This is a genomic window from Chryseobacterium sp. RR2-3-20, from assembly GCF_017808115.1.
GTDB lineage: Bacteria > Bacteroidota > Bacteroidia > Flavobacteriales > Weeksellaceae > Chryseobacterium > Chryseobacterium oryzae.
Map to the genome: position 1 here is coordinate 1 of NZ_JADQBD010000001.1, position 24,563 is coordinate 24,563.

Annotated in this window: 21 protein-coding genes; 6 read left to right on the plus strand and 15 right to left on the minus strand. The window is 34.4% G+C overall.

The annotated features are described in order from the left end of the window. Positions 1-123 precede the first annotated feature (123 nt). Together IV513_RS00005 and ffh are read left to right on the plus strand one after the other, a co-directional pair. On the plus strand, positions 124-600 hold the full coding sequence (locus IV513_RS00005; RefSeq protein ID WP_209388461.1) for a hypothetical protein: 477 nt from the start codon (positions 124-126) through the stop codon (positions 598-600). Between the two features lie 213 nt (positions 601-813). Further along, complete coding sequence (gene ffh, locus IV513_RS00010) at positions 814-2,175, plus strand: signal recognition particle protein (protein ID WP_209388462.1); 1,362 nt, start codon at positions 814-816, stop codon at positions 2,173-2,175. A 135-nt stretch (positions 2,176-2,310) separates the two neighbouring features. Here the strand turns inward: ffh and IV513_RS00015 are convergent, their stop codons facing one another. Further along, positions 2,311-2,769 (minus strand): Lrp/AsnC family transcriptional regulator, encoded by a 459-nt coding sequence (locus IV513_RS00015; protein WP_209388463.1) that lies wholly within the window; start codon positions 2,767-2,769, stop codon positions 2,311-2,313. A 145-nt stretch (positions 2,770-2,914) separates the two neighbouring features. On the opposite strand from IV513_RS00015, the gene IV513_RS00020 reads away from it, so the two are divergent. Further along, positions 2,915-4,141 carry an aminotransferase class I/II-fold pyridoxal phosphate-dependent enzyme gene (locus IV513_RS00020; RefSeq protein ID WP_209388464.1) on the plus strand — a complete coding sequence of 409 codons (1,227 nt, stop codon included), beginning with the start codon at positions 2,915-2,917 and terminating at the stop codon, positions 4,139-4,141. Positions 4,142-4,248: 107 nt separating this feature from the next. Here IV513_RS00020 and IV513_RS00025 read toward each other — a convergent pair whose 3' ends face one another. Both IV513_RS00025 and IV513_RS00030 read right to left on the minus strand, forming a co-directional pair. Then, entirely contained in the window at positions 4,249-5,253 is a 1,005-nt protein-coding gene (locus IV513_RS00025; protein ID WP_209388465.1) for a glycosyltransferase family 2 protein, read from the minus strand. Positions 5,254-5,274: 21 nt separating this feature from the next. Beyond that, positions 5,275-6,288: a nucleoid-associated protein gene (locus IV513_RS00030; RefSeq protein WP_209388466.1), complete on the minus strand. Its 1,014-nt coding sequence runs from the start codon at positions 6,286-6,288 to the stop codon at positions 5,275-5,277. Between the two features lie 127 nt (positions 6,289-6,415). On the opposite strand from IV513_RS00030, the gene pafA reads away from it, so the two are divergent. Further along, complete coding sequence (gene pafA / locus IV513_RS00035; protein WP_209388467.1) at positions 6,416-8,062, plus strand: alkaline phosphatase PafA; 1,647 nt, start codon at positions 6,416-6,418, stop codon at positions 8,060-8,062. Between the two features lie 51 nt (positions 8,063-8,113). Here the strand turns inward: pafA and IV513_RS00040 are convergent, their stop codons facing one another. The 3 genes from IV513_RS00040 to IV513_RS00050 all read right to left on the minus strand — a co-directional run bounded on the left by IV513_RS00040 (position 8,114) and on the right by IV513_RS00050 (position 11,503). After that, entirely contained in the window at positions 8,114-8,413 is a 300-nt protein-coding gene (locus IV513_RS00040; protein ID WP_209388468.1) for a barstar family protein, read from the minus strand. 53 nt (positions 8,414-8,466) lie between these two features. Continuing rightward, a complete protein-coding gene (locus IV513_RS00045; protein ID WP_209388573.1) occupies positions 8,467-8,973 on the minus strand; it encodes a ribonuclease domain-containing protein in 507 nt (168 codons plus the stop codon). Between the two features lie 97 nt (positions 8,974-9,070). Next, complete coding sequence (locus tag IV513_RS00050) at positions 9,071-11,503, minus strand: thiamine pyrophosphate-dependent enzyme (RefSeq protein ID WP_209388469.1); 2,433 nt, start codon at positions 11,501-11,503, stop codon at positions 9,071-9,073. 135 nt (positions 11,504-11,638) lie between these two features. On the opposite strand from IV513_RS00050, the gene IV513_RS00055 reads away from it, so the two are divergent. Then, positions 11,639-11,932, plus strand: coding sequence for a hypothetical protein (locus IV513_RS00055; RefSeq protein WP_209388470.1), 294 nt, complete (start codon positions 11,639-11,641; stop codon positions 11,930-11,932). Position 11,933: 1 nt separating this feature from the next. Here IV513_RS00055 and IV513_RS00060 read toward each other — a convergent pair whose 3' ends face one another. From IV513_RS00060 to speB, 5 genes are all read right to left on the minus strand, one after another. Beyond that, entirely contained in the window at positions 11,934-12,911 is a 978-nt protein-coding gene (locus tag IV513_RS00060) for a polyprenyl synthetase family protein (RefSeq protein WP_209388471.1), read from the minus strand. Positions 12,912-13,086: 175 nt separating this feature from the next. Continuing rightward, positions 13,087-13,965 carry a hypothetical protein gene (locus tag IV513_RS00065; protein WP_209388472.1) on the minus strand — a complete coding sequence of 293 codons (879 nt, stop codon included), beginning with the start codon at positions 13,963-13,965 and terminating at the stop codon, positions 13,087-13,089. Positions 13,966-14,042: 77 nt separating this feature from the next. Continuing rightward, positions 14,043-14,654 (minus strand): alpha-ketoglutarate-dependent dioxygenase AlkB, encoded by a 612-nt coding sequence (locus tag IV513_RS00070; RefSeq protein WP_209388473.1) that lies wholly within the window; start codon positions 14,652-14,654, stop codon positions 14,043-14,045. Between the two features lie 41 nt (positions 14,655-14,695). Next, the gene (locus tag IV513_RS00075) at positions 14,696-15,547 is read right to left on the minus strand and encodes a bifunctional helix-turn-helix domain-containing protein/methylated-DNA--[protein]-cysteine S-methyltransferase (RefSeq protein ID WP_209388474.1); all 852 of its coding nucleotides are present in this window, start codon (positions 15,545-15,547) and stop codon (positions 14,696-14,698) included. A gap of 65 nt (positions 15,548-15,612) precedes the next feature. Continuing rightward, the gene (gene speB / locus IV513_RS00080; RefSeq protein WP_209388475.1) at positions 15,613-16,464 is read right to left on the minus strand and encodes an agmatinase; all 852 of its coding nucleotides are present in this window, start codon (positions 16,462-16,464) and stop codon (positions 15,613-15,615) included. A gap of 166 nt (positions 16,465-16,630) precedes the next feature. Here speB and IV513_RS00085 point away from each other — a divergent pair, with 166 nt between their 5' ends. Further along, entirely contained in the window at positions 16,631-17,293 is a 663-nt protein-coding gene (locus tag IV513_RS00085; RefSeq protein WP_209388476.1) for an HAD family phosphatase, read from the plus strand. 122 nt (positions 17,294-17,415) lie between these two features. On the opposite strand, the gene IV513_RS00090 is transcribed toward IV513_RS00085, so the two are convergent. The 4 genes from IV513_RS00090 to IV513_RS00105 form a co-directional block, all read right to left on the minus strand. After that, complete coding sequence (locus IV513_RS00090) at positions 17,416-18,999, minus strand: calcineurin-like phosphoesterase C-terminal domain-containing protein (RefSeq protein ID WP_209388477.1); 1,584 nt, start codon at positions 18,997-18,999, stop codon at positions 17,416-17,418. Positions 19,000-19,029: 30 nt separating this feature from the next. Next, positions 19,030-20,484 carry a SusD/RagB family nutrient-binding outer membrane lipoprotein gene (locus IV513_RS00095; protein WP_209388478.1) on the minus strand — a complete coding sequence of 485 codons (1,455 nt, stop codon included), beginning with the start codon at positions 20,482-20,484 and terminating at the stop codon, positions 19,030-19,032. Positions 20,485-20,493: 9 nt separating this feature from the next. Further along, positions 20,494-23,466 (minus strand): SusC/RagA family TonB-linked outer membrane protein, encoded by a 2,973-nt coding sequence (locus IV513_RS00100; protein ID WP_209388479.1) that lies wholly within the window; start codon positions 23,464-23,466, stop codon positions 20,494-20,496. 276 nt (positions 23,467-23,742) lie between these two features. After that, positions 23,743-24,486 carry a glycerophosphodiester phosphodiesterase family protein gene (locus IV513_RS00105; protein ID WP_209388480.1) on the minus strand — a complete coding sequence of 248 codons (744 nt, stop codon included), beginning with the start codon at positions 24,484-24,486 and terminating at the stop codon, positions 23,743-23,745. Between the last annotated feature and the right edge of the window lie 77 nt (positions 24,487-24,563).

Genomic DNA, 24,563 nt, shown 5'->3' on the forward strand with positions numbered 1-24,563 from the left:
TCTTCTGTCCCAAAATGTGCTGAAAAACTGAATAAATTCATATCTAATTGTTTGATTACTACAAATATACAAAAGTTATGATAAATTACGGATATTCATAAAAATAATTTAAAATTTAAAGAAATGAAAAAAATTTTTGTTGCTACAGCATGTATCCTCATGTTCACTCAATCTTGTAAAGAAAAAAAAGAAGCCGTAATTACTAATGATAAAGATACTGTAGTCGTTAAAAGTGATAGTACGAATATCGAAAAGAAAAGTGATAAAGAACCCAATATAATAAGTAAAAATTTAGGCAAATATCCTTCTGAAATTAAATTATTTGCGGACAACACAATCGGAAGCCGAATTAAAACCCTTTCAGGTAAACATTATGATGCGATTGTTAAAAACTTCAATGTAGAAAGTCCTATTGTGGAAGAAAGTGAAATTTATAAAACTACAGGCTGCAAGAAAAATGATTGCCCCACTTATAGTACAACCATATTATATGATGCAAAAAATGATAATCTCAACATTATTATTAATGAAAATTCAAAATCTACAGTATTGAAAGAAAAAGGAGAAATACCATATTCATCAACACTGAAATCAAAATAACAAAAAGGCTGGCTCAAAATGAGTCAGCCTATTTTAAATACATCACGATTATTATTAAGAAGTAAAATTATCTTTCAAAATTTCAAGCTTACCAATCAATATTTCATCTTACAATCACTTTATTTTCTCAATAATTATTTTTTTAGCAGGCTCCTTTACTTCATAATCTTTAAAAAATTCTTATTTTTGCAAATTATATAATACAGACACAGTATGTTTAATAGTTTACAGGATAAATTAGACAAAGCACTTCATAATATTTCCGGACGCGGAAAAATCACTGAGATTAACGTTGCGGAAACCGTAAAAGAAATCCGAAGAGCATTGGTAGATGCCGATGTTAATTATAAAGTAGCCAAAGATCTTACCAAAAGAGTTCAGGATAAAGCTTTAGGACAAAACGTTCTTACTTCGCTCACTCCGGGACAATTAATGACAAAAATTGTTCATGACGAATTGGTAGATTTAATGGGAGGATCGCAGGAAGGCATCAATCTTTCGGGAAAACCTTCTGTTATTTTAATTGCAGGTCTTCAGGGTTCTGGTAAAACTACTTTTTCGGGAAAACTTGCCAATTATTTAAAAACTAAAAGAAATAAAAAACCTCTTTTGGTAGCGTGTGATGTTTACCGTCCTGCAGCTATCGATCAGCTAAAAGTTTTGGGTGGACAAACGGGGGTTCCTGTGTATACCGAAGAAGGAGCAACCAACCCTTCTACCATTGCTGAAAATGCTATTAATTTTGCAAAATCTAATGGTCATGATGTCGTAATTGTGGATACAGCAGGTCGTTTGGCGATTGATGAGCAGATGATGAACGAAATAAAATCTGTTCATTATTTCATTAAACCTAACGAAACGTTATTTGTTGTTGACTCAATGACGGGTCAGGATGCTGTGAATACAGCGAAAGCATTTAACGATGCATTAAATTTCGACGGAGTTGTTTTAACGAAATTAGACGGTGATACTCGTGGTGGAGCCGCTTTAACCATTCGTTCAGTAGTAGAAAAACCAATTAAATTTATTTCTACTGGAGAAAAAATGGAAGCTTTAGATCTTTTCTACCCAGAAAGGATGGCAGACAGAATCTTGGGAATGGGAGACGTTGTTTCCTTAGTAGAAAGAGCTCAGGAGCAGTTTGATGAAGAAGAAGCCAAAAAACTTCACAAGAAAATTGCTAAAAATGAATTTGGTTTTGATGATTTCTTAAAGCAGATTAACCAAATCAAAAAAATGGGTAATATGAAAGACCTTATGGGAATGATTCCTGGGGTTGGAAAAGCCATTAAAGATGTAGAAATAAGTGATGATGCATTTAAACATATTGAAGCCATTATTCACTCGATGACTCCAGATGAAAGAAGAAAACCTTCCATTATCAATACTCAGAGAAAAAACAGAATTGCAAAAGGTGCCGGAAGAAAAATTGAAGATGTAAACCAATTGATGAAACAATTCGACCAAATGGGTAAAATGATGAAAATGATGCAGGGTCCTCAAGGAAAGCAAATGATGCAGATGATGAGCAAAATGCCAAATATGCCGGGAATGGGCGGAATGTTTGGAAAATAACTAAACCAAAATTCAATGATACAACTCTCAGATTTTTTCTGAGAGTTTTTTTATGATTGTTTTCAGAATTCTTCAAATTTTATAGAAATGAAAAATCAAAAAACAGCTATTTAGATATAAAATTTTAATTTTAATCTAAATGACAATTTCTGTGGTATTTTTCACTTCCGAAATGGTAAATGAGCTGTGTGTACTTGCAATATGCTGCAATGTAGTAAGTTTAGAAAGCATGAAATTGCGATAATCCTCCATATCTTTTACACAGATTTTCAGAATATAATCGTAATCTCCACTCACATGAAAGCATTCTGAAACTTCATGAAGATCCATTATCTCCCGTTCAAACTGCATTACAAATTCTTTTTTATGCTGAGTAAGTTTTACATGACATAAAACCAAAAATTTACGCTCAATCTTCCCCCTGTCGACCAAGGCAACATACTTAGAAATTACTCCAGAATTTTCGAGTTTTTTAATTCTCTCATATACCGCAGTCACCGAAAGATTAAGCTTATGCGATAACTCTTTGGTGGTTTGCTTACCATCCTGCTGCAAAAATTTCAGCAATTTTCTGTCGGTTTCATCAAAACTCATAGAAAATATTTTTATGTATTGAATAGTTTATTAAAAACTATAAATTTTAATTCTACAAAATTACTAAATACTAGTTTTATTTTCTAAATATATACCAATTTGTTGTAATAAAGATGCCAATTATTAATTTTTAAACAAAAAAAATATGGAACACTTTAACGCAGCAAACGAAATTCAGGATTTACAGTATTTTGGTGAATTCGGAGGAGTAAACCCTTCTATTTCAGACAGCTCTACATATACATTTCTATCGGCAAAAACCATGTTCGATACTTTTGAAGGAAATGCTGAAGGCTGTTATTTGTATTCTCGCCACTCCTCTCCCATGAATCTTTATCTTTCGCAGGCATTAGCTAAAATGGAAAATACGGAAACAGCCAATGTTACCGCTTCAGGAATGGGTGCAATTACCTCTGTTCTTATGCAACTGTGCAAAAGCGGAGATCATATTATTTCGAGCAGAACTATTTATGGAGGAACCTATGCTTTCATGAAAAATTTTCTTCCGCCATTTCAAATAGAAACCAGTTTTGTAGATATCGGCAATTTTGAAGCTATCGAAAATTCTATACAGCCTAATACAAAAATAATTTATTGTGAAAGCGTAAGTAATCCGTTACTAGAAGTTGCAGATCTAAGAAAACTTTCTGAAATCTGTAAAAAACATAACCTGAAACTGGTGGTTGACAATACTTTTTCACCACTTTCTATTTCTCCAACATTATTAGGAGCCGATATTGTCATTCATTCTCTTACAAAATTTATCAACGGAAGCAGTGATACTGTGGGTGGTGTTTATTGTGGAAGTCAGCAATTTATTGATGACACCAAAAATGTAAACAACGGAGCATGCATGCTTTTGGGACCAACCATGGACAGTTTGCGTTCTGCAAGTATTCTTAAAAACCTGAGAACACTTCATATCCGAATAAAACAGCACAGTTACAATGCGTTGTTTCTTGCTGAAAAATTTGAAAATGATGGCTTAAAAGTCTCTTATCCGGGATTAAAATCTCATAAAAACCATGAACTGATGAAAACCATGATGCATGAAGAATATGGCTTTGGCGGACTTCTCACTTTAGATGCAGGAAGTACCGAAAAAGCAAATGAACTGATGGAATTGATGCAGCAGGAAAATTTGGGCTATTTGGCAGTGAGCTTGGGATTCTATAAAACATTATTTTCTTGCTCCGGAAGTTCAACATCTTCAGAAATTCCTGAAGAAGAAAGAGAAGCTATGGGAATTTCCGATGGATTGATTAGATTCTCTATCGGTCTGGATCACGATATACAAAGAACATATGAAAAAATGCGAGAATGCATGCTGAAAACAGGGGTTCTACAATATGAAACATCATCCATATTATAATTATTGCTGATAAAAGCTGTCTTCGGACAGCTTTTATTATTAAGTAGAAATTATTTAAAACTATTGAAATTCAGATTTTTCAGAATTTAACAAATAATAAAAATTCATCAATCTTTATGAAAGTGCTTTGGAAATGCTTCTTCAGGCTGAATTTTGAAAATATTTAATAAAATCCAAGATTTTAAAAAGCCATAACCATAAGAAAACATTTGAATGTAGGTAGAAATTACAGCCATTGCTCCGATAGCAATATTTCGTGTGACGATCATTGCATGAATGCATACAAGAAATGTGTAAAGACCATAAAATGCCAAAATAACCCCTTTTCCCAAGAGAAAATATTCTATAAATCCTAAAATATATCCCAGTAAAAACAGGCTTGGAAAAGCAAAAGAAATTTTCACATATTTTGGATGACGCTGGTTAAGAATAGGTCTTGCACAACCAAACTGATATACCTGTTTAGAAAATTTACCAAAATCTACTCTTCTCTTATGATATACCGCAATATCATCAAAAAATGCAGTGGTATAACCGTTTTCCCACAACGTCATCGAAAGATCTGGATCTTCACCGATACGCATCTCAGAAAAACCTCCTACTTTTTCAAAAACTTCTTTCTTCACACCCATATTAAAACTTCGTGGCTGAAATCTGGATACAGCTTTTTTGCTCCCTCTTATGCCTCCCGTTGTAAAAACCGAAGTCATAGAATAGGAAATAGCTTTCTGCATCAGATTGAAGCCTTTATGTGCTTTATCTGCTCCTCCAAAGGCATCACAAGGAATGTTTACAATGTCATTTTTAATATGTTCAATATAATCTTTTTCTACAATTACGTCGCTGTCTACAAAAACCAGCCATTCTTTGGATGCTCTTCTTGCACCGTAATTTCTGGACAATCCGGGTCCGGAATTATCTTTTCTGAAATATTTTATATCTAAAATCCCATCAAAATTATGGATGGTGGGTTTCAAATCTATGAGAGAGCCATCATCTACAATAATGATTTCAAAATCTTTATCGGTTTGTGCAGTAAGAGAATTTAAAAGCTCAAAAAGCTCATCTTTCCTGTTAAATATTGCGACTACTATGGAAATGGTTGGTTTCAAATGAATAAATTTTCAGAATTTTTAAACTTCTTTTTCGAAATACAGCATATAATATTTGCCCTTTTCATCCTGTCCCTGTTCCAACATTTTACGGTCTCCGTGGATATAAATATGGAAGTTTTTATCTAATTTAATGATACTTTTAAAATGTCTCTGCGTTTTCTTTACTGCCGCTTCGCTTATCGGGAATTCTTCGGCAATATTTATCTGCATATCTTGTTCGTAATCTGTTTTAAAGTTATTAAAACTTTCAATTACATGTTCGTCTCCCAATACTTCAGTCGTAAAATCATCAAGCTTAAATTCTTCTTTTTCTTTAAAAAACTGAATAGACTTGTTTAAGAAATCTGCCTGATCTGCTTTAGAAACTTCAAATTCCTGCGGAAGCTGTTTTGTAATATAATCTTTATAAACCATTAAAGCTTCCTGGGTGTGAAAATATTCGTCATCACGCTGTTTCACTTTCAGAAAATCTTCGAACCAGTAGTACATATCGCCATTTTTATTATTGTCTACAACCGACAGTACATAACCACTTTCTTTATTGTTATTATAAATTAACGCCGCTTTATCTATTTTAGAAAGGCTAATTCCCTGGTCTTTTTCAATTTCAAAAGATTCGTTCTGAGGAAATATTTTAAGGAAAGACTCTCTTTTTTCAGTTTTAAAAATCCCTATTTTATCTACTTTTTCTGTTCCTTCTCTTTCATCTTCAAAAAACACGATAAACAACTCTCCTCCCTGAACTCTTGGGTTTTCGGCGGCATCGAAAAGATGTTTGGCAATATTTTCGGATTCCCATAGAAATTTAGATTTATCTTCAAAAATTTCTGAAACCGAGCTGAAAACAGGGTTATTTACCAAATAAGTATCGCTGTAAAATTGATACGTTTCTTCGGTTTTGAACGAGCCTAAAAAATAATTCTCCAGCATTTCTCCAGTTCCTTCGTCCAGCTGAAGCTCTTCTTGGGAAAGAATGAGAGATTCACCATTAATTTTATTTCCTACTCTGTGTACTATTATTTTTGAAAACATGCTCTATAATTATATTGGATTGCAAATATATTCAATCTTCTTATCTATATGAATTTAATTTAACCAAAATTTCAAGCTTAAAAAATGAAAAACCTTTACATTTGTAGTCTTAAAAGTTAGTTCTAAAATGTTAAGGAAAATTACCATTGCTGCGGTTGTATTTTTATCTGCGGCAAACTTTAATGCTCAAAAAAATAAAAACACCCAGCTCGAAAGACCGAAACTTGTCGTAGGTCTTGTTATCGACCAAATGAGGTGGGATTATCTGTACAGATATTATAACAAATATGGGAATGATGGTTTTAAAAGACTTCTGAATAAGGGTTTTTCTTTCAATAATGTGATGATTCCTTATGTTCCAACAGTTACGGCAATTGGACATACTTCTATTTATACAGGTTCTGTACCTTCTATACACGGTATTGCTGGAAATGACTGGACCGATAAAAAAACCGGAAAAAGCATTTACTGTACCGAAGATGCTGAAGTACAAGGTGTAGGAACCAATAGCCAAAAAGTGGGCGGACATTCTCCAAAAAATCTTTGGAGTACCACCATAACCGATCAACTGAGAATGGCAAGTAATTTCCAGTCTAAAGTGGTTGGCGTTTCTCTAAAAGACCGTGCTTCTATTTTACCCGCAGGACACAATCCTACAGGAGCTTTTTGGTTTGATGAAAATACCGGAAACTTTATTACGAGTTCTTATTACATGAACAGTCTTCCGAATTGGGTAAATAAGTTTAACGAACAAAAACTGGCAGAAAAACTGGTTGCCAATGGTTGGAATACTCTACTTCCTATTGAACAGTACACCGAAAGTACAAGAGACGACGTTCCTTGGGAAAAACCTGTTGGAAAGGCAGAAAAACCCGTTTTTCCTTATTCAAATTTAGCCAAAGATTATGCTGAAAATAAAGGGGTACTGAGAACAACTCCGTTTGGAAATTCTTACACTTTAAGGTTTGCAGAAGCGGCAATAGACGGTTATCAGTTGGGAGAAGACTCTATTACAGATTTTCTTGCCATCAACATCGCTTCTACAGATTATGTAGGGCATTCTTACGGACCGAATGCTATTGAAGTTGAAGATACTTATCTTAGATTGGATATAGAGCTGGCTAACTTTTTCAAGCTTCTTGATAAAAAAGTGGGTGAAGGAAATTATCTTGTTTTCTTATCCGCAGATCACGGAGGTACACATTCTGAAGGGTACATGAAAGAAAACAAAATGATGACCGGCTTTTTTGATGATGGTTTGGAAAAAAATCTTGGTGAAGAACTGGAAGCAAAGTATGCATCAAGCAAAATTATTCTGGGGATAGATAATTATCAGATATATCTTAATCAGGAGCTTATTAAAGAGAAAAAACTGGATGAAGCAGCCATTAAAAAAAGCATTATTGATAATTTGAATAAAGACCCTCGTGTTTTATATGCTGTAGATCTAAAAGAAGTTGCTTCGGCACCAATTCCTGAACCTATTAAATCTAGGATAATTAACGGATATAACTGGCAAAGAAGCGGTGATATACAAATTGTTTCTCATGACGGAATGCTTCCTAATTATGCTAAAAAAGGAACTACTCACAGTGTTTGGAACTCGTATGACGCTCATATTCCGCTTATTTTCATGGGTTGGAAGGTTTCTCATGGCGAAAGCAACGCTACGCATTATATGACCGATATTGCACCTACTATTGCTCAATTTCTTCGAATTGAGAACCCGAGTGGTAATGTAGGACAACCTCTGTTGGAAGTTTTAGGAAAGTAATCTTAATTTCAGATAAAAAATAATCCCGCAAAAAATTGCGGGATTATTTTTTTATTCGGTATCGTCTTCATCATCTTCATATTGCTCAAGATAATAAGCAAAAGAAAAACCTTGAGATTCTTCTTCCAAATCTTCCAGCGTATTGAGAAGATCTTCAAAGTTTTCCAGCTGATCTACACTCATATTAACAAATTCAAGATGAAATGGCATTTCCAGATCTCCTGTAATTACATCTGCAAGTGCATCCAAATTATCGCCAAAATATTCCGGAAGTTTTACTTTTTCTTTCAGTTGGGTGTAAAAATCTTCGTAATCTCCTATTTCTGCAAAGTCGATATATGTTGTTTTCATATTTTTTAAGAATAAAATTCGTGCAAAATTACACTTTAGAAATAAATTTATGCCTATTTCTTTTCAAAACTCCTGTAATGATCTTTAGTTAAGTACACATCACCATTTTTAGTGAAAATAATACGGTCTGCATTTCTGTTTCCGCAACTGTAATTTACATCCGCTTCAAAATATTTTTCATCTTTAGGAAGCCTTCCTTCTCTATTGCCAAAATAATCACCACCAATAGCTTTCCCTGGTAAAACTTCACAAAGATTGCCTTGAGAAGGATTCCATCCTTGTTTCTTAGCCTCAGATTTTGTAATGTAGTATTCCGGAAGACGGTGATTTTCTTTTACATAAGAAATTACTTTATTTTCTTCTGTTAGTTCAGTAATATCATTAAAATTCTGAGAATTATTATAATCATCAGTATTTTTCGTTTCACCGTATCTTACATCACTTATCGTTGTATTTTCTGCCTTTTTTTCTGCAATAAAATTATTATAAACATACATTACAGACATCCCGAAAAGCAATCCGAGACAGGCAAACATAACAGAACGGATTTTACTGTTCATCATTTCTTAGTTTTAATATGGGTTTAATTAGAAACAAAAATATATAAAAAACCGCTTCCAAAATGAAAGCGGTTCTAAAATTTATTTGAAATCCAAATTAGTATATCGCAGGATATTTCTGTGGATTTGTTTCATTAAACATAGCATAGATTTTTTCCACCATATCATCTGCAGAAGGTTTGCTGAAATAATCTCCATCACTGGCATAAGCAGGTCTGTGATTATTGGCAGATATTGTCATTGGATCCGAATCTAAGTATCTGAATGCCTTTTGCTTCTCTAAAATCTGTTGAGCAATAAAAGCTGAAGTTCCGCCTTCTACATCTTCGTCTATAACAACCAATCTGTTTGTTTTCTTTACAGATTCAGCAATTTCGTGTGTTAAATCGAAAGGAATTAATGACTGAACATCGATTACTTCAGCAGAAATTCCTAATTTTTCTAATTCTTCGGCAGCTTCCATTACAATTCTCCATGTAGAGCCATAAGTTACTAAAGTTACATCTTTTCCTTCTTTTGTAACTTCAATTTTTCCTACAGGAACGGTAAATTCACCTAAATTATCAGGCTGCTTCTCTTTCAGTCTGTAACCATTTAAACATTCTACAATTACTGCCGGATCATCACTTTGGAGCATTGTGTTATAAAATCCTGCAGCTTTTGTTAAGTTTCTTGGTACTAAAACCAAAATCCCTTTAGAAAGGTTTAAAATCCCTGCCATTGGAGAACCAGAATGCCAAACTCCTTCTAATCTGTGCCCTCTTGTTCTGATAATTACCGGAGCTTTCTGACCTCCTTTTGTTCTGTACTGAACTGTAGCCAAATCATCGCTCATCCCTTGTAAACAGTACAAAATATAATCTAAATACTGAATTTCGGCAATAGGTCTTAAACCTCTCATTGCCATACCAATTCCCTGGCCTAAAATTGTAGCTTCGCGAATTCCTGTATCGGCAACACGAAGTTCACCGTATTTTTCCTGCATGCCTTCCAAACCTTGGTTTACATCACCAATATTTCCGGCATCTTCACCAAAAACCAGAGTTTCGGGGTATTTTTCGAATATTTTATCAAAATTATTTCTAATTACTACTCTACCGTCTACAGTTTCTGAAGAGTCTGAGAAAACAGGTTTAATTTCTTTCACATTTTCAGCCTTCCATTGTGACTGGGAGTACAAATGAGAAGAATAATTGTCTTTTTCAACTTCAAAAATTTCGTTGTATTTCTGCATCAACAAATTTCTCTCTGAAGAGTTTGTTCCTCTTGTAGCCAAAAGAGACTTTCTTACCAAATGGAAAATATCTTTCTTCGCTTTAGAAACCAATTTATTGAATTGGGAAATATAATTTTCAATTTCAGAGTTCTGGCTTTTAAGATTTTCAACAAGAGGTAAAACCGAGCTCATTAAATCTGTAATAGTTTTCTGATAGTTTTCCCACGCCTGTTTTTGTCCGGCTTTCACTATTTTTTTGGCTTCTTCGTCAATTGCATCCAATTCTTCTGTAGTTGCCAAAACTTCTTCTTTGCCTTCTATTTCTATGGAATAATTTAAAATCCATTCTCTGAATTTCACCAATCCGTCAAACTGAGATTCCCAAGCCAAACGCTCTTCATTTTTATATCTTTCGTGAGAACCAGATGTGGAGTGACCTTGTGGCTGCGTTACTTCAATAACGTGAACTACAACCGGAACACTTTCTGTTCTTGCAAACTGCTCTGCTCTTGCAAAAGCATCCAATAATGCAGGATAATCCCAAGCTTTCACCTGAATAATTTCGCAACCCTGAAATTCTCCTTCTTTTCTCTGAAAACCGCTTAGCATTTCAGCAATATCTGCTTTTGCTCTCTGCTTCATTGTAGGAACAGAAATTCCGTATCCATCGTCCCAAATAGAAACAATCATCGGAACCTGTAGTGCACAGGCAGCATTCAATGTTTCCCAGAAATGACCTTCTGCAGTAGAAGCATCACCAATGGTTCCAAAAGCTATTTCGTTACCGTCTTTCGAGAATTTTTCTGAACCTTCAAACTGTACAGATTTATATATTTTTGAAGCCTGAGCTAATCCTAACAATCTTGGCATTTGTCCTGCAGTAGGCGAAATATCTGAGGAAATATTTTTCTGAGCCGTTAAATCTTTCCAGCTTCCGTCTTTATTTAAACTTCTTGTAGCAAAGTGCCCGTTCATCTGTCTTCCAGCAGAAGCAGGTTCTCTTTCAACACTTGTATCTGCATATAACTGAGCAAAGAAACTTTCTACAGACAAAGCATTTACAGCAAGTGCAAAGGTCTGATCTCTGTAATATCCTGAACGGAAGTCGCCATTTTTAAAAACTTTTGCCATCGCAAGTTGCGGAAGTTCTTTACCGTCCCCAAAAATCCCGAATTTAGCCTTTCCGGTAAGTACTTCTCTTCGTCCGAGATAAGACATCTCACGGGAAATTCTTCCGAGTTTATAATCTTCAAGAATCTGATTTTTAAAGTCCTGAAAGGAAATTTGCTGAGTTTCAATATAGGTTGTCTGCATAGCCAAATATTAAATATTTTTATTTTGAAGTATTTTGCTAATATACACTTTTTAAATTAATTTTAATTTTCAATAATATTTTTTAAAAATTTGATAATAAAAATTATTGTCTATATCTTAGTATAAAATTACGTTATGGAAAAAAAATCGAGCCATATTCTGAACGCCTCCAGCAATCTTTTGGGTTTTTCTCTGGTGATTATTACGTCTTTAAAGATCTCGAAATTCAGTTCCAATACGCATCTTGATGAATTTGCAGGTATTGCATGTCTGTTTTTTGCATTCAGTTGCTTTTTTTCTTTTCTGTCTATAAGAACCGACAGAGAAAAGCTGGCAAACAAGTGCGAAACGATTGCGGATTATTTATTTTTATCCGCTTTATTTTGTATTGTTTTATCTGTGATTATCGTAACTGTGAAAATTATTTAATCTAAAATTTTCTTTCAATAACGTAATCTAACATAAGATGTAAAGATTTTTTAGGCTCGGAATCCGGAAATTCATCCAAAATATTTTTGGCTTTTTGCTGAAAATCTTTCATTACCTGAACGGCATAATCTAAACCACCAGAACTTTTTACGAATGAAATAAGTTCTTTAACCCTTTTCTGATCGTTGTTGTAACGTTTTATGGTATCAAAATAATACTTCCTTTCGGTTTCGTTTGCAATTTTGAGAGTATGGATTAGAGGAAGAGTCATTTTTTGTTCTTTAATATCGATTCCTACAGGTTTACCGATAATATTCGAACTTAAATAATCAAACAAATCGTCTTTAATCTGAAATGCCATGCCGGTAAATGTTCCGAAATCCATCATTTTTTTTGCCAAAGCTTCGTCTACACCGTTAGAAAGTGCACCTATTTCACAACAAGCTGCGATAAGAGTAGCCGTTTTCTGCCTGATAATTTCGTAATAGACATCTTCTGTAATATCCAGTTTTCTGGCTTTTTCCAACTGAAGAAGTTCCCCTTCAGACATTTCGCGAATTGTTCTTGAAATAACGCTCAGCAAATCATAATCTTTATGATCTGTTGAAAGCAAAACCGCCTTCGAAAGGAGAAAATCGCCTACTAAAACAGCAATTTTATTCTTCCACAATGCATTTATCGAAAAGAAATTACGTCTTTTGAAACTTTCATCTACCACATCATCATGAACGAGTGTTGCAGTATGAATAAGCTCAATCATAGATGCTCCGCGATATGTTTTTTCGTTAACATTACCTGTAAGTTTGGCACAGAGAAATACAAACATGGGACGCATTTGCTTTCCTTTTGTTGTTACGATAAAACGGGTAACTTTATCCAACAAAGGAACTTTGCTCTGCATAGATTCATAAAACTTCTGCTCGAAAAGTTTCATTTCTTCATTGATCGGTCTCTTGATTTCTTCTACAATGTTTGCCACGAAGTAAGAATGAAAGGTGATTGTTGATTAATTCCCACAAAGATAATTGTTTTCGGCAAATATTAACAGTATTTAATTTGAATGTATGCTTTTTTATCTCATACCAAAAAATCAATTGTTATTAATAATCAAAAAAAATAAAATTATTGGAAGTGTTTTTTGGATTAAAACTTGTCTAATCCTTAAACCTTTCTTTTGGGATGAAGTATAGACTTTGTTTTTCTCCACCAAGCGGAGAGCTGAATTTTTCCCCAGAAATATAAATCCCATCCGAATTGACCGCAATACCTTCAATCTGACCTATAGATAATGCACTTCCCAGAAAAAAACGTTTCGGATTTTCTTTAAAAAAAATACCCGGCTCGGTTTCGTTATACACTTCAAGAAAGACTTCGGTTTTTTTGGTGTAGCCTATTAAATATAATTTTCCTTCAAAATAAGAAGCATCGGTAACTAAAAAATTGGTTTTGAAAGCTTCAAGCTTTATTGCTTCTTGTTTTTCAGAATTTTGCGGATCTATTGCATAATGAGCCGTTGATTTCGAAGTCCATTCTTTTGTAAAAAGATGTATTTTACCATTGAGAAAAATCATTGCTTCTGCATCGAAATCTGTAAATCTGTTTTTGGCTGAAAAATCTTTCTGTTCGGGATATTCAAAAGAAATAACTTTTAAAGAATCGTTTACAATGGTATTTTCTGAAAAAGGAACGCGATAGATTTTCAAATCTTTTCTTGTCCCAGAATTGTTGCCAAAATCTCCGATATAAAAGTTTTCACCATCGTTTGTAAGAGCTTCCCAATCTTTATTTTCAGCTTTTACCGTAAAATTTTGCAGAATTTCTCCTGATTTTGGATTGAGCTCAAAAATTTCCGGAGTATTTCCACTGTCGTTAAAAGTATATAATTTTCCGTTAAAAATATTCAAGCCGGATGTTTCCTGAACCTTTTCATTCAACGTAACAATTCTGAATTTTTTTATTTTGAAAATTCTTGCCTGTTGAGAAAACAAACAACCGGAAATCATGATTAATAGTAGTAAGAAAATCTTTTTCATCGGGTAAAATTAAACACTTCTTTTTTTAGGATTTTGAAATCAGAAAAAATATAAATTTTATAAAATAACCATAAAAATCAGTTTTCGATTGTCCTGAAAGTAAGATTTATCCTTGGAAAATTAATTTTTGAAGTTGGCGGAAGTCTGTGAAGCCAATTTTCCTGTGTATTACCTTTCATCACCAGTAAACTTCCGTTTTCCAGTAAAATGTCTATTCGTTCCTTGGTCTGTTTATGCTTAAACGAAAATTTTCTTTCTGCACGAAAAGTTAGCGATGCAATGGCTCCGTTTTTCTTTAAATCTTTTTCGCCATCACTGTGATATGCCATTCCTTCGCTGCCATCATGATATAAATTGAGAAGACAGGAATTATACGTTTCACCAGAAATTTTCTCACACTTCTGCTTCAGAACCAGCAATTCAGGAGTCCATATTTTAGCCAATTTTGTTCGGTTAGAATAGGTATATTCAAACGCTTTTTCCCCAAACCACGCCACTTTTCTTTTTGTGATGATTAATTTCCCAAAAATGATTGCCTCATCATTTTCCCAAGGAATCTGATTCAACAAATATTGGTAATATTTTCTGCATTCTTCTTCGTTGAAAATTTTCCCGTAATATTCGGTTTTTCCATCTTTTGGAAGAATACTGATCGGGAAATCCTGAATATCATCAAACAAACCGTTCATAATTAGAATAAATTATTAGATTGGAAAATGGCTAAATATTATTAAATTGAATCGGGATAAATATGTGAACTTTCCCAACCAATCATCATTTTTTTTCTTTCACTTCCCCACATATACCCCCCTATTTTCCCTGATGACTGAATTACTCTGTGACATGGAATGAGAAATGCAACAGGATTACTGCCAATAGCAGTTCCGACAGCTCTTGAAGCTTTAGGATTTCCTATTTTTTCCGCCAGATTACCGTAAGTTGACAGTTTTCCCATTGGAATAGTAAGCAAACTCTCCCAGACTTTAAGCTGAAAATCTGTTCCTTTCAAATGTAGTTTAATGGTACTTAATTGTGACCAGTCTTTATTGAAAATAGACAATGCATTATCCTGAAAATCATCTTTATATTCAAAAAAAGAAGCATTGGGAAATTTAACATATAAATCTCCCAATGCTTTATCATTTTCTTCTTCGAATGCCATATAACAGATTCCTTTATGTGTAGAAGCTGCAATCATTTTCCCGAAAGGACTTTCGAAAAAGCTATAATTTATTTTCAAGTTTTTTCCGCCGTTTTTGTATTCAGCCGGTGTCATTCCTTCCATTTTTACAAAAAGATCGTGTAATCTGCTTGTACTGGATAGTCCGGTACTTAAGGCAACATCAAACAGCGTTGCTTTGTCGTTTTTCAGCAAACTTTTGGCATGTTCTAAACTGATGAACTGGAGAAATTTCTTCGGACTGGTTCCTGCCCAATCCGAAAACATTTTCTGAAAATGAGCCGGACTAAGATTTATTTTTTCGGCAATTTCATCCAGATTAGGTTGCATTTTGAAATTTTCTCTAATGAAGCCTATTGCTTTTGCAATTCTCAGATAATCAAATTCTTTCTGATCGGACATTTTATTTTTGTTTATACAAATTTCAAGAGAAAAAACTGAATAAAAAATCCGTTTCCTGCGGAATTTTAATCTTTGTTGATGTGATAATATGCCAACATCTTATAATATAATTTTGCTGCTAAAAATGCTGTAGGTTTAGAATAAGGTGAATCCATCAATTCAACAATATCAAAAGCAACTACATTACATTTTTCGAATACTTTTCTCAGCAATTCCAACGTCGGATACCATTGCAAACCGCCTGGTTCCGGAGTTCCTGTAGACGGAGCAATCGAAGGATCGAAAGCATCCAAATCTATCGTAATATATACGTTTCCTGAAACTTTTTCTAATACATCGTTAACCCAGTTTTCGTTGTTGGCAATTTCGTGAGCAAAAAATACTCTTCCTTCCGGTAAATATTGATTTTCTTCTGCATCCATCGAACGGATTCCCACCTGAACCAAATTATGTTTCTGATTAGCCTCAAAAACTGCACACGCATGGTTAGAAGTGGAACCGTGAAAATCTGGACGCAAATCTGTATGTGCATCCAACTGAAGTACCGTTAAATTATCATACTTCTCTCCTACAGCACGAATAGAACCGATAGAAACCGAATGTTCTCCACCAAAAAGTGTAAATAACTTATCTGTTTTCAAAAGCTCTTTTGTTTTTTGATAAACAGCTTCTGTCATCGCTTCCGGAGTAGAATTTTCTGCAACTTCTCCTGCAAGAAATATTCCTTCAAGATAAGGTTCGGTACCTGTTTCTATGTCGTAAAGTTCCATATTTTCGGAAGCATCCAAGAACAATTCCGGGCCTTTATCGGCACCTTTTCCCCAAGTTGAAGTTCCATCATAAGGAACAGTCACCAAAACCACTTTTGAATTTTCTAATGAAGCGTTTTCTTCAGGAATTCCTGCGTATGTTTTCATATATTCTGATTAAAATTTTATAACAGTTTGAGATTAAAAATATTTTGCCAAAGATACAAAGAAGTTGGGAAATTGCCGGAAATATACTTATTTCAAAAGATACATTTTAAAAAGCATTTTTATTTCATCCGATACAAATTCGCTAACTTTGTATAAAAATAAGAATATGCCTTTAAAAGCAGTGCTGTTCGATATGGACGGCGTAATTGTAGATACGGAACCTCTTCACAAAAAAGCCTATTTTAAAACTTTTGACGAACTGGAAATTGAAGTTTCAGCAGACTTGTATTCTTCATTTACGGGTGCATCTACCAAAAAAGTTTGTGAAACTTTAATCAATCAATTCAATTTAAAACATTCTCACGAAGATATTGCCGCCATTAAAAGAAGTCATTTTAAAGATTATTTTTATAATGATGAAGAATTTGATCTTATCCCGGGAGTGAAAACTTTAATTGAACATTATTACCATAACGGAATTAAACTTATTCTGGCTTCTTCTGCAACCATGACTACCATCAACATGGTCTTTGAGAAATTTGATCTGGAAAAATATTTCGGCGGAAAAATAAGCGGTGCAGATTTGAAAGAGTCTAAACCTCATCCTGAAGTTTTTCAGATTGCCGCAAAATTAGCCGAAGAACCTACGGAAAACTGTATGGTAATTGAAGATTCTACCAACGGAATTTTGGCTGCAAAACGTGCAGGAATTTTCTGTGCTGCCTATAAAAGTTTACATTCTCTAAACCAGAGTTATGATTTGGCAGATATTGTAGTATCTGATTACAATGAACTTTTTCTGGATAAAATTTCAGGCTATTTCAGTTGATTTCAACTGTTTTAATGGCTTTTTTTTATCAAATAATCTTTGAATCTATTTTTTATTCTGAAAATAAAAACCGATTCTGAATAACAGAACCGGCTTCGTTGAAAGTATAGTAAATTAAATTTTTAAGGAATAATTACAGCATTCTGAACATCGAATTCTGCTGATGAAGTAGACTCGTTTCCGTACATATCTACAGCTTTCACTTCAACAGTATGTTTTCCTAAAGAAAGTTTTTTAGGGAAATCTGCAGTCCAGATATGTTTTGAATTTTCCGGATTAGAAGGTCTTCTTCCCGCCAAAATTGTAGGAGTAGTATCCCATTTGAAAACCGACAATGCGAAATTGGAATCTACCGTTTCGTTATAATCCATTTCTTCCCATTTCCCACCGTCTATCCTGTATTCCAGCTTATCTTTTTTGCTTCCCATAAAGAAATTGGCAAGAATTTTTGCCGAAGTTTTGGATGGATGTGGAATTACCTTCGGAACATATAACTGTATTTGGTAGTCTTCAGGTTTTCCCGCTGTTTTGTATTTTATTTTGTACTGATTATCGTTAAAACTAATAAAAGAATATCCTTTCGCAGTACCATCTCTCATTGTAGAAGTCGGCAAACCAATTTCATCTGCCGTACCCGACCACCAGTCTCCACAAGTGGTTCCTACATTGTATTCGTGCAATTCTTTAGCACCACTCCAACCTGTTTGCTTTCCGTAAAAAAGCTGTTGCTGAATGTGGGTATGAGCCGAAAGAATAAGTGCATTCTGAAAAGGAGCAAGATAATTGAACAGTTTTTGGCGGTCTGTATTTCTAAAATTATCTTCATTGATATGCTCCAACGGAATATGAAGAGAAACTACGACAAGCTTATTTTTGTCAACCAGTTTTAAATCATTTTCAATAAACTGAAGCTGATCTTCACGAAATCCTCCCCAATACCCCTTTCCGTCTCTCGGATCCGGGTACAGTATATCATCAAGAATGATGAAATGCACATTTCCGTAGTTAAATGAGTAATTGGCAGGACCAAAGTTAGACTCAAAAGTTTCGTCAGATAAATTATCTTCTTTTGCATCGTAATTCATATCATGATTTCCCATTACATTGTACCAAGGCAAACCCATATCTTTCATCACATCTGCATAAGGTTTCTGAAGGCTTAAATCATCTCCTACCAAATCTCCAAGACTGATTCCGAAAACTGCTTTTTTCTTATTTGCTTTTGCTTCATTTACAATTGCTCTCCTGAAATAATCTAACTGCTTTTCTGTATAAGGCTGTGGATCTCCGAAAACCAAAATATCAAAATTTTTGCTTTCATTTTGTTTATTGAGTGCAAAATTTAGCTCTTTTGGCAATTCACCTGTTGGAGCGGTTCCTTTATATTTAAAGTCTGCAGGAGAACCTTTCGGTTTGTACTGATAATAATATTGAGGAAGATTATTTTGATTAACAGGCGTCATATATCCTGATGGTTTTATAACAAATATGGTCTGTCCTTCTGCCACCGGCAAACTGTATCTTCCGTTTTTATCGGTTAGTACCACCTGAGTTCCGTTAGAAACAGCTACTGCTTCAATACCTTTCTCTCTATTTTCTCTTTTTTGATTTTGATTGGCATCTTCGAACACATATCCCGAAACCGAAGTCTGAGAAAGTGCCATAGATGAAATCATCGTAAGTGCTAAAATATACTGGATTTTCATTACTATTTATGGTATTTAATTATATATGGATTATAATCCCCACCAAACCTTGGTATTAATGTTATCTCCACCAATAGACTGCGCTGCGGCATTGTAATTGGTAGTATTCAAAATACGGGATTGTGTAGGATACATTAATCTCTGTGGCAATTTACCGTCATTCAGAAGACCTCCGTTATTAGGTAAAACCGGGAATCCTGTTCTTTTTTTCTCAAACCACTGCTGCTGATCCACAAAAAACAGAGCCACATACTTTTGAAGCATAATTCTCTCCAATGTTCCGTCATACGCTACGTTTGGATTGGCGAAATAGTTTGAAGGCACTACACTGTTCCATTGTTCAATAGCTGATTTCACTCCATTTTCGTAATATGTCTGTGCATTTCCGGAGATAATACCTTTCAAGGAAAGTTCAGCAAGAATAAACTGAAGCTCAGCATAAGGAAGAATAAGCAATTTCATAGGAGCTTTTGCAAGATTCTGATTTACATTGGACGGCTGATAATTAAAAACCGTTCCCTGAGCATACCCTGCAGGTACACCTTTATAACCAATATTAGCATTGGTTGCCAAATCTTTTGCCTGAGTAAAAAACATAGATAATCTAGGATCGTTGTTGGCTTTTAATGTTTCCATAAAAAATTCTCCCACCGCTCTAGAAGTAGTAAAATCCTGAGGTCTTGCAATTGGCGGCAACAAAGGAGCTGTACCAGATAAGTCGATTCCTGCAGTATCGTCTTTACTCGTCATAATAGGATAAGTTGTAGGATTGTTTACAATCTCATTAATACGAGTGTAAACATCTACCTCTCCGTTCTTTTTTAAAATTCTGGTAAGCAATCTTAACGATAAAGTGTTACAGAATTTTTTCCATTTTAAAACATTGGAAGAACTTCCGTTGGCATTGTAAATAAGATCTGCATCAGAAAAGCTTTTATTCACATCAAAAAGTGAATTGGCTGCTTTCAGATCATTCAGCAGTTTAACATAAATATCTTTCTGCTTATCGAATTTTGGCTGTGTAATTCCTTCTTCTACTCTTGAAGCTTCACTGAAAGGTACATCTCCAAATGTATCTGTAAGATTAGAATAAATCCAGGCATTCATTACCAATGCAACTGCCTGATAATTGGTATTATTTTGTGCTAATGCAGCGTTGTACATTTCACGAGTCTGCTTTAGCCATTTGTAAGAATTATTCCAGAAACCGTTTCCCGTATTTTCTGTAATAAAGTATCTGCTGAGCGTGTTTCCTTCATTTGGAAAATCTACTACATTCTGCATGATATCAAAATTAAAATCATTAGATCTAAGATATCCTACAGAAGCCATGTTGTATTGCAAAGGAGGCAAAAGACTTCCCGCTGTCGGATTCAGAATTTTACTGGTATCGGTATTAATTTCATCAAAATTTCTATTGTCGCAAGCAGAAAGTACCAATGCAAGAGAACAAAGACTGGCTATTTTTATTAAAGTATTTTTCATAATTGGTGATTAAAATTTAGCATTTAGTTGAATTCCTACAGTACGGGCTGTTGGCAACTGCCCAACTTCTACCCCTGCAGTGATATTGTTGTCTTCTAAAGTAGCTACTTCAGGATCGAATAATGGGAATTTAGTCCATACCCAAAGATTTCTACCAAAAAGACCAACACTTAATTCGGACATTTTTAAATTCTTCACCATCTGGCTTGGAAACTGGAACATAATATTCGCTTCTCTAAGTTTGATAAATGAAGTATTGAAAGAGTTCGTTTCTACGTTTGCACGTCTGTAATAATCTGCATAATAGGTATTGAGTGCAACCGGTTTTGTATTCGGAGAGTAACTTCCGTCTGCATTCTGAACCACTCCATCACCAATGATTGTTCCTGAAGGATTATCTCTTCCCATTAAAGTATTGGTAAGCTTTCCTTGCTCCGACATCTTGTGATGAGATTGAGAATAGGCAAATCCGCCCAACTGACCATCGAATGATAAACTTAATGATATATTTTTATAACGGAACATATTCTGAATTCCTGCTCTCCATTTCGGATATACATTCCCAATTTTTTCTACCTGTGAAGGTTTTGCGGTAAGACCATCGGAACCATATACTACCTGATCGTCTGGAGAACGTTTCAATTTGAAACCATACATATCTCCTAAAGAACCTCCTACAACAGCATTGAAAAATACTACCCCACCGATACTTCCCATTGTGTACGGTTCGCCACGGAACTCTTCGGCAAGGCTAAGAATTTTATTTCTGTTCATAGACCAGTTGGCATTGATATTCCATGAAAAATCTTTTGTTCTCACCGGGTTCAATCCTAAAGTCATTTCTATACCTCGGTTTCTTACTTCCCCAGAATTGATCCATCTTGAAGAATAACCAGTTTCTATCATTGTAGGAACCCTTACGATCTGGTCTTTGGAGTTACTTTGGTATAATGTAATTCCATAAGTAATTCGGTTTTTCAGCAAAGAAAAATCCATCCCGGCTTCTATATTTGTACTCATTTCAGGTCTTAGATTAGGGTTCATATACGTAGAAGTTACTTCTGCCGAACCCACAAAATCGCTGGAATTGAAATATTGTGTTAAATTATAAGGAATAGTTCCTATACCTACTCGTGCCCAAGAACCTCTCAATTTCCAAAGATTAAACTTTCCGGAAGTAAGCCCTAAAATATCTGAAAGCACTAATGAAGATGATACAGACGGATAAAAATAAGAACGGTTTTCTTTAGGAAGAGAACTACTCCAGTCGTTTCTTGCAGTAACATCCACAAACCAAAGATTGTCATAATTAAAATTTGCCAATCCATAAATACTGTTTGTAGCTTTATCATAAGGCTGCGGAAATTTGCTATTGAGAAACATAGCATTCGTAAGTTGGTATAATCCCGGAACACGTAATCCTATTGCACGATAATCGTTCTGTACATACTTATTGTTCCTTACATTAGCTCCGGCAGATGTGTTAAGATTAAACTTCCCAAAACTTTTATGCCATGTAAAAAGCACATCGGTATTATATTCTGTATTTTTAATGTATTGTTCTCTGTAATACCCCTGCTGATAATTGGCAGAACTCCAAGGTCTTTTAGTTGTTCTTTCTTCATCGGTAATTTCAATCCCCGAACGAAGCATGATATCAAAATTGGGAGTTACATTGTAAGTTGCAGTAATATTTCCTGTTATGAATTTTTTATTTATTCCATTCAGCATTTCATAAGCAATAAGAAACGGATTATCAATATAAGAACTGAATGGATGTATCTGATCTATCTGATCTTTTCCGCTTTTCCAAATTGGTCTGTACCAATCTAAATCTACGTTAGGATTTTGAAAAATCATGAAATAGGAAATCGATTGGTTATTATACCCTGTTGCAGGTAAATTATCACTTTTTGTCTGGTTGTAAGCAAATTTAGAAACCAATCTTAGTTTACTTGTCAGTTTATGATCGATTGACAATGCATAATTGAAACGGTCGAAACCTGTATTAGGCATCATCCAATTATTTTTAACATACGATAATGATGTTCTGAAAGCAGTTTTATCATTAGAAGACTCAATTCCCACCGTATTGGCGTAAGTAGTTCCCACTCCCCAAAAATCCTTAATATTATTTTTATAAGGTCTCCAAAGTTTTCTTTCTGCACTTTGCGTTTCGGTAGTAGGATCGTACTGAAAATAGCTCTGCCCATCGAATTTAGGTCCGAAAGCACTACTCGTTCCTCCTGTATTTACACCATCCGGCGATGCGCCATAAGAATAGTAAAACTTTCCGTTTTTATCTTTGGTAAGAGTACCTTGTCCATATTCGTACTGATAATCGGGCCATCTTAAAACGGTATCAAAGCTTGTATTAGAATTGAATGTTACTCTAATTCCACCTTTTTTGTTTTTACCCGATTTCGTGGTAATCATAATCGCTCCGGCAGAACCTCTTTCTCCATATAAAGCAGATGCGGTTGCACCTTTTAATATGGTTACAGATTCTATATCATCCGGGTTTATACTGTTAAAATTATTCCCGAAATCTACAGGAAGATCACCTCCAGAACCAGCTGCATAAGCCGAATTACCCGTTCCCGTATCTGTTCCACCCAAAGGAACTCCATCTAAAACAATTAATGCACGGTTGTTGGCAGGATTCATGGATTGTGCTCCTCTTAAAGTAATATGTGCAGAACCGAGAGGCCCTGCTCCTGCAGTTAGAATTTTCAGTCCGGCAACTTTACCTTCCAAGGCTTGTGCCCAGTTATTATTCTGTGTTTTTTCAAACTCTTCAGCACCAACTTTTTCTGCTACATATCCCAAAGACTTATCGTGCCTTTTAATACCTAAAGCGGTTACTACCACTTCATCAATTACCTTGACGGAATCTTTCTTCACTTTCTGCTGAGCTGTAAGATTGATGCTTACCAATCCTAAAACAGATAACAAAAGTATTTTTTGAGTCTCTTTACGCATTTCGTTTTTGTTTGTGCAAAAGTAAAAAGGCTTTATGACGACACTTTTAACATCATTTTAACATTTTGTAAAGAATTTTTAAACAAAATATTAATTTACTTTTAACAGATTCTTATAAAAGCTTCTCTATAAGGCATTTACAAGAATGAATGATAATTAATTTTGATTTTTCCTTTATTCATAGTACTTTAATGACCATTTAACATTTAAAAACATGAGACAAAAAAATCCGCCTCTTCAAAGAGACAGATTATGTATTTGAAAAAAAATTTAATTTTAATCTTTAAGTTTATTTGGAATATTGGTCGTTATAAAACCAATTTTTTCTGCTTTCAGTTCATTGGCAATTTCTACATCATTTACCGTCCAGGCATTGGTAATTAGCCCTAAGCTGTTTGCCTCAGAAATCCATGTAGGATTTTTCTTGAAGATACTGTAATGATAGTCTATTCCGTCTAATCCTTCATCTTTAATCTGCTTTGGAGAAAGTTCTCCTCTCAGATACTGAACTTTAAATGAGGGTTCCAGTTTTTTGATTTCCTTACAGATATTCAAGCTAAAAGAAATGAATTCGCATTGACTGCCCAATTTCATGTCTTTAATCATTTTGATGGTTTTCGCTGTAAGCTCGTCTTCTTTTTCTTTCGTTTTATCTGGCTTAATTTCGACAATCAGCTTCAATGCTTTATCTTTTTTCCCTTGTTTAAGATAATCTTTAAGCGTAGGAAAATTTTCGCCATTGGATAATTTTACTTTTTCAAGATCTTTAAAATTGGTTTCAGAGATTTCCATTTTTGCATGATGCTCGTCGTGGTTCACTACCAAAACTCCATCTTTTGTCATTCGGACATCAAATTCAGAACCATAGATCTTCAGCTTCTGAGAGTTTTCTAAAGATTTGAGAGAATTTTCTGTAGTTTCCGGCTGGGTTTGCCAATAGCCTCTGTGTGCAATAATCTGGGTTTGCGCATTCATTACAACGGTACTTAAAACTGCTAACCCTAAGATAATTTTTTTCATAATATAAATTAATATTAAACTAAAAAGTTTTCAACTTTCATATAAAGGTAATTAAAATGAAGCAAATGGTTAGTCTC

Bases quoted from the DNA above. Each gene is read 5' to 3' on its own strand.
- IV513_RS00005 (WP_209388461.1), top strand. From the start codon at position 124: ATGAAAAAAATTTTTGTTGCTACAGCATGTATCCTCATGTTCACTCAA.
- ffh (WP_209388462.1), top strand. From the start codon at position 814: ATGTTTAATAGTTTACAGGATAAATTAGACAAAGCACTTCATAATATT.
- IV513_RS00015 (WP_209388463.1), bottom strand. From the start codon at position 2,769: ATGAGTTTTGATGAAACCGACAGAAAATTGCTGAAATTTTTGCAGCAG.
- IV513_RS00020 (WP_209388464.1), top strand. From the start codon at position 2,915: ATGGAACACTTTAACGCAGCAAACGAAATTCAGGATTTACAGTATTTT.
- IV513_RS00030 (WP_209388466.1), bottom strand. From the start codon at position 6,288: ATGTTTTCAAAAATAATAGTACACAGAGTAGGAAATAAAATTAATGGT.
- pafA (WP_209388467.1), top strand. From the start codon at position 6,416: ATGTTAAGGAAAATTACCATTGCTGCGGTTGTATTTTTATCTGCGGCA.
- IV513_RS00040 (WP_209388468.1), bottom strand. From the start codon at position 8,413: ATGAAAACAACATATATCGACTTTGCAGAAATAGGAGATTACGAAGAT.
- IV513_RS00045 (WP_209388573.1), bottom strand. From the start codon at position 8,973: ATGAACAGTAAAATCCGTTCTGTTATGTTTGCCTGTCTCGGATTGCTT.
- IV513_RS00050 (WP_209388469.1), bottom strand. From the start codon at position 11,503: ATGCAGACAACCTATATTGAAACTCAGCAAATTTCCTTTCAGGACTTT.
- IV513_RS00055 (WP_209388470.1), top strand. From the start codon at position 11,639: ATGGAAAAAAAATCGAGCCATATTCTGAACGCCTCCAGCAATCTTTTG.
- IV513_RS00065 (WP_209388472.1), bottom strand. From the start codon at position 13,965: ATGAAAAAGATTTTCTTACTACTATTAATCATGATTTCCGGTTGTTTG.
- IV513_RS00070 (WP_209388473.1), bottom strand. From the start codon at position 14,654: ATGAACGGTTTGTTTGATGATATTCAGGATTTCCCGATCAGTATTCTT.
- IV513_RS00075 (WP_209388474.1), bottom strand. From the start codon at position 15,547: ATGTCCGATCAGAAAGAATTTGATTATCTGAGAATTGCAAAAGCAATA.
- speB (WP_209388475.1), bottom strand. From the start codon at position 16,464: ATGAAAACATACGCAGGAATTCCTGAAGAAAACGCTTCATTAGAAAAT.
- IV513_RS00085 (WP_209388476.1), top strand. From the start codon at position 16,631: ATGCCTTTAAAAGCAGTGCTGTTCGATATGGACGGCGTAATTGTAGAT.
- IV513_RS00090 (WP_209388477.1), bottom strand. From the start codon at position 18,999: ATGAAAATCCAGTATATTTTAGCACTTACGATGATTTCATCTATGGCA.
- IV513_RS00095 (WP_209388478.1), bottom strand. From the start codon at position 20,484: ATGAAAAATACTTTAATAAAAATAGCCAGTCTTTGTTCTCTTGCATTG.
- IV513_RS00100 (WP_209388479.1), bottom strand. From the start codon at position 23,466: ATGCGTAAAGAGACTCAAAAAATACTTTTGTTATCTGTTTTAGGATTG.
- IV513_RS00105 (WP_209388480.1), bottom strand. From the start codon at position 24,486: ATGAAAAAAATTATCTTAGGGTTAGCAGTTTTAAGTACCGTTGTAATG.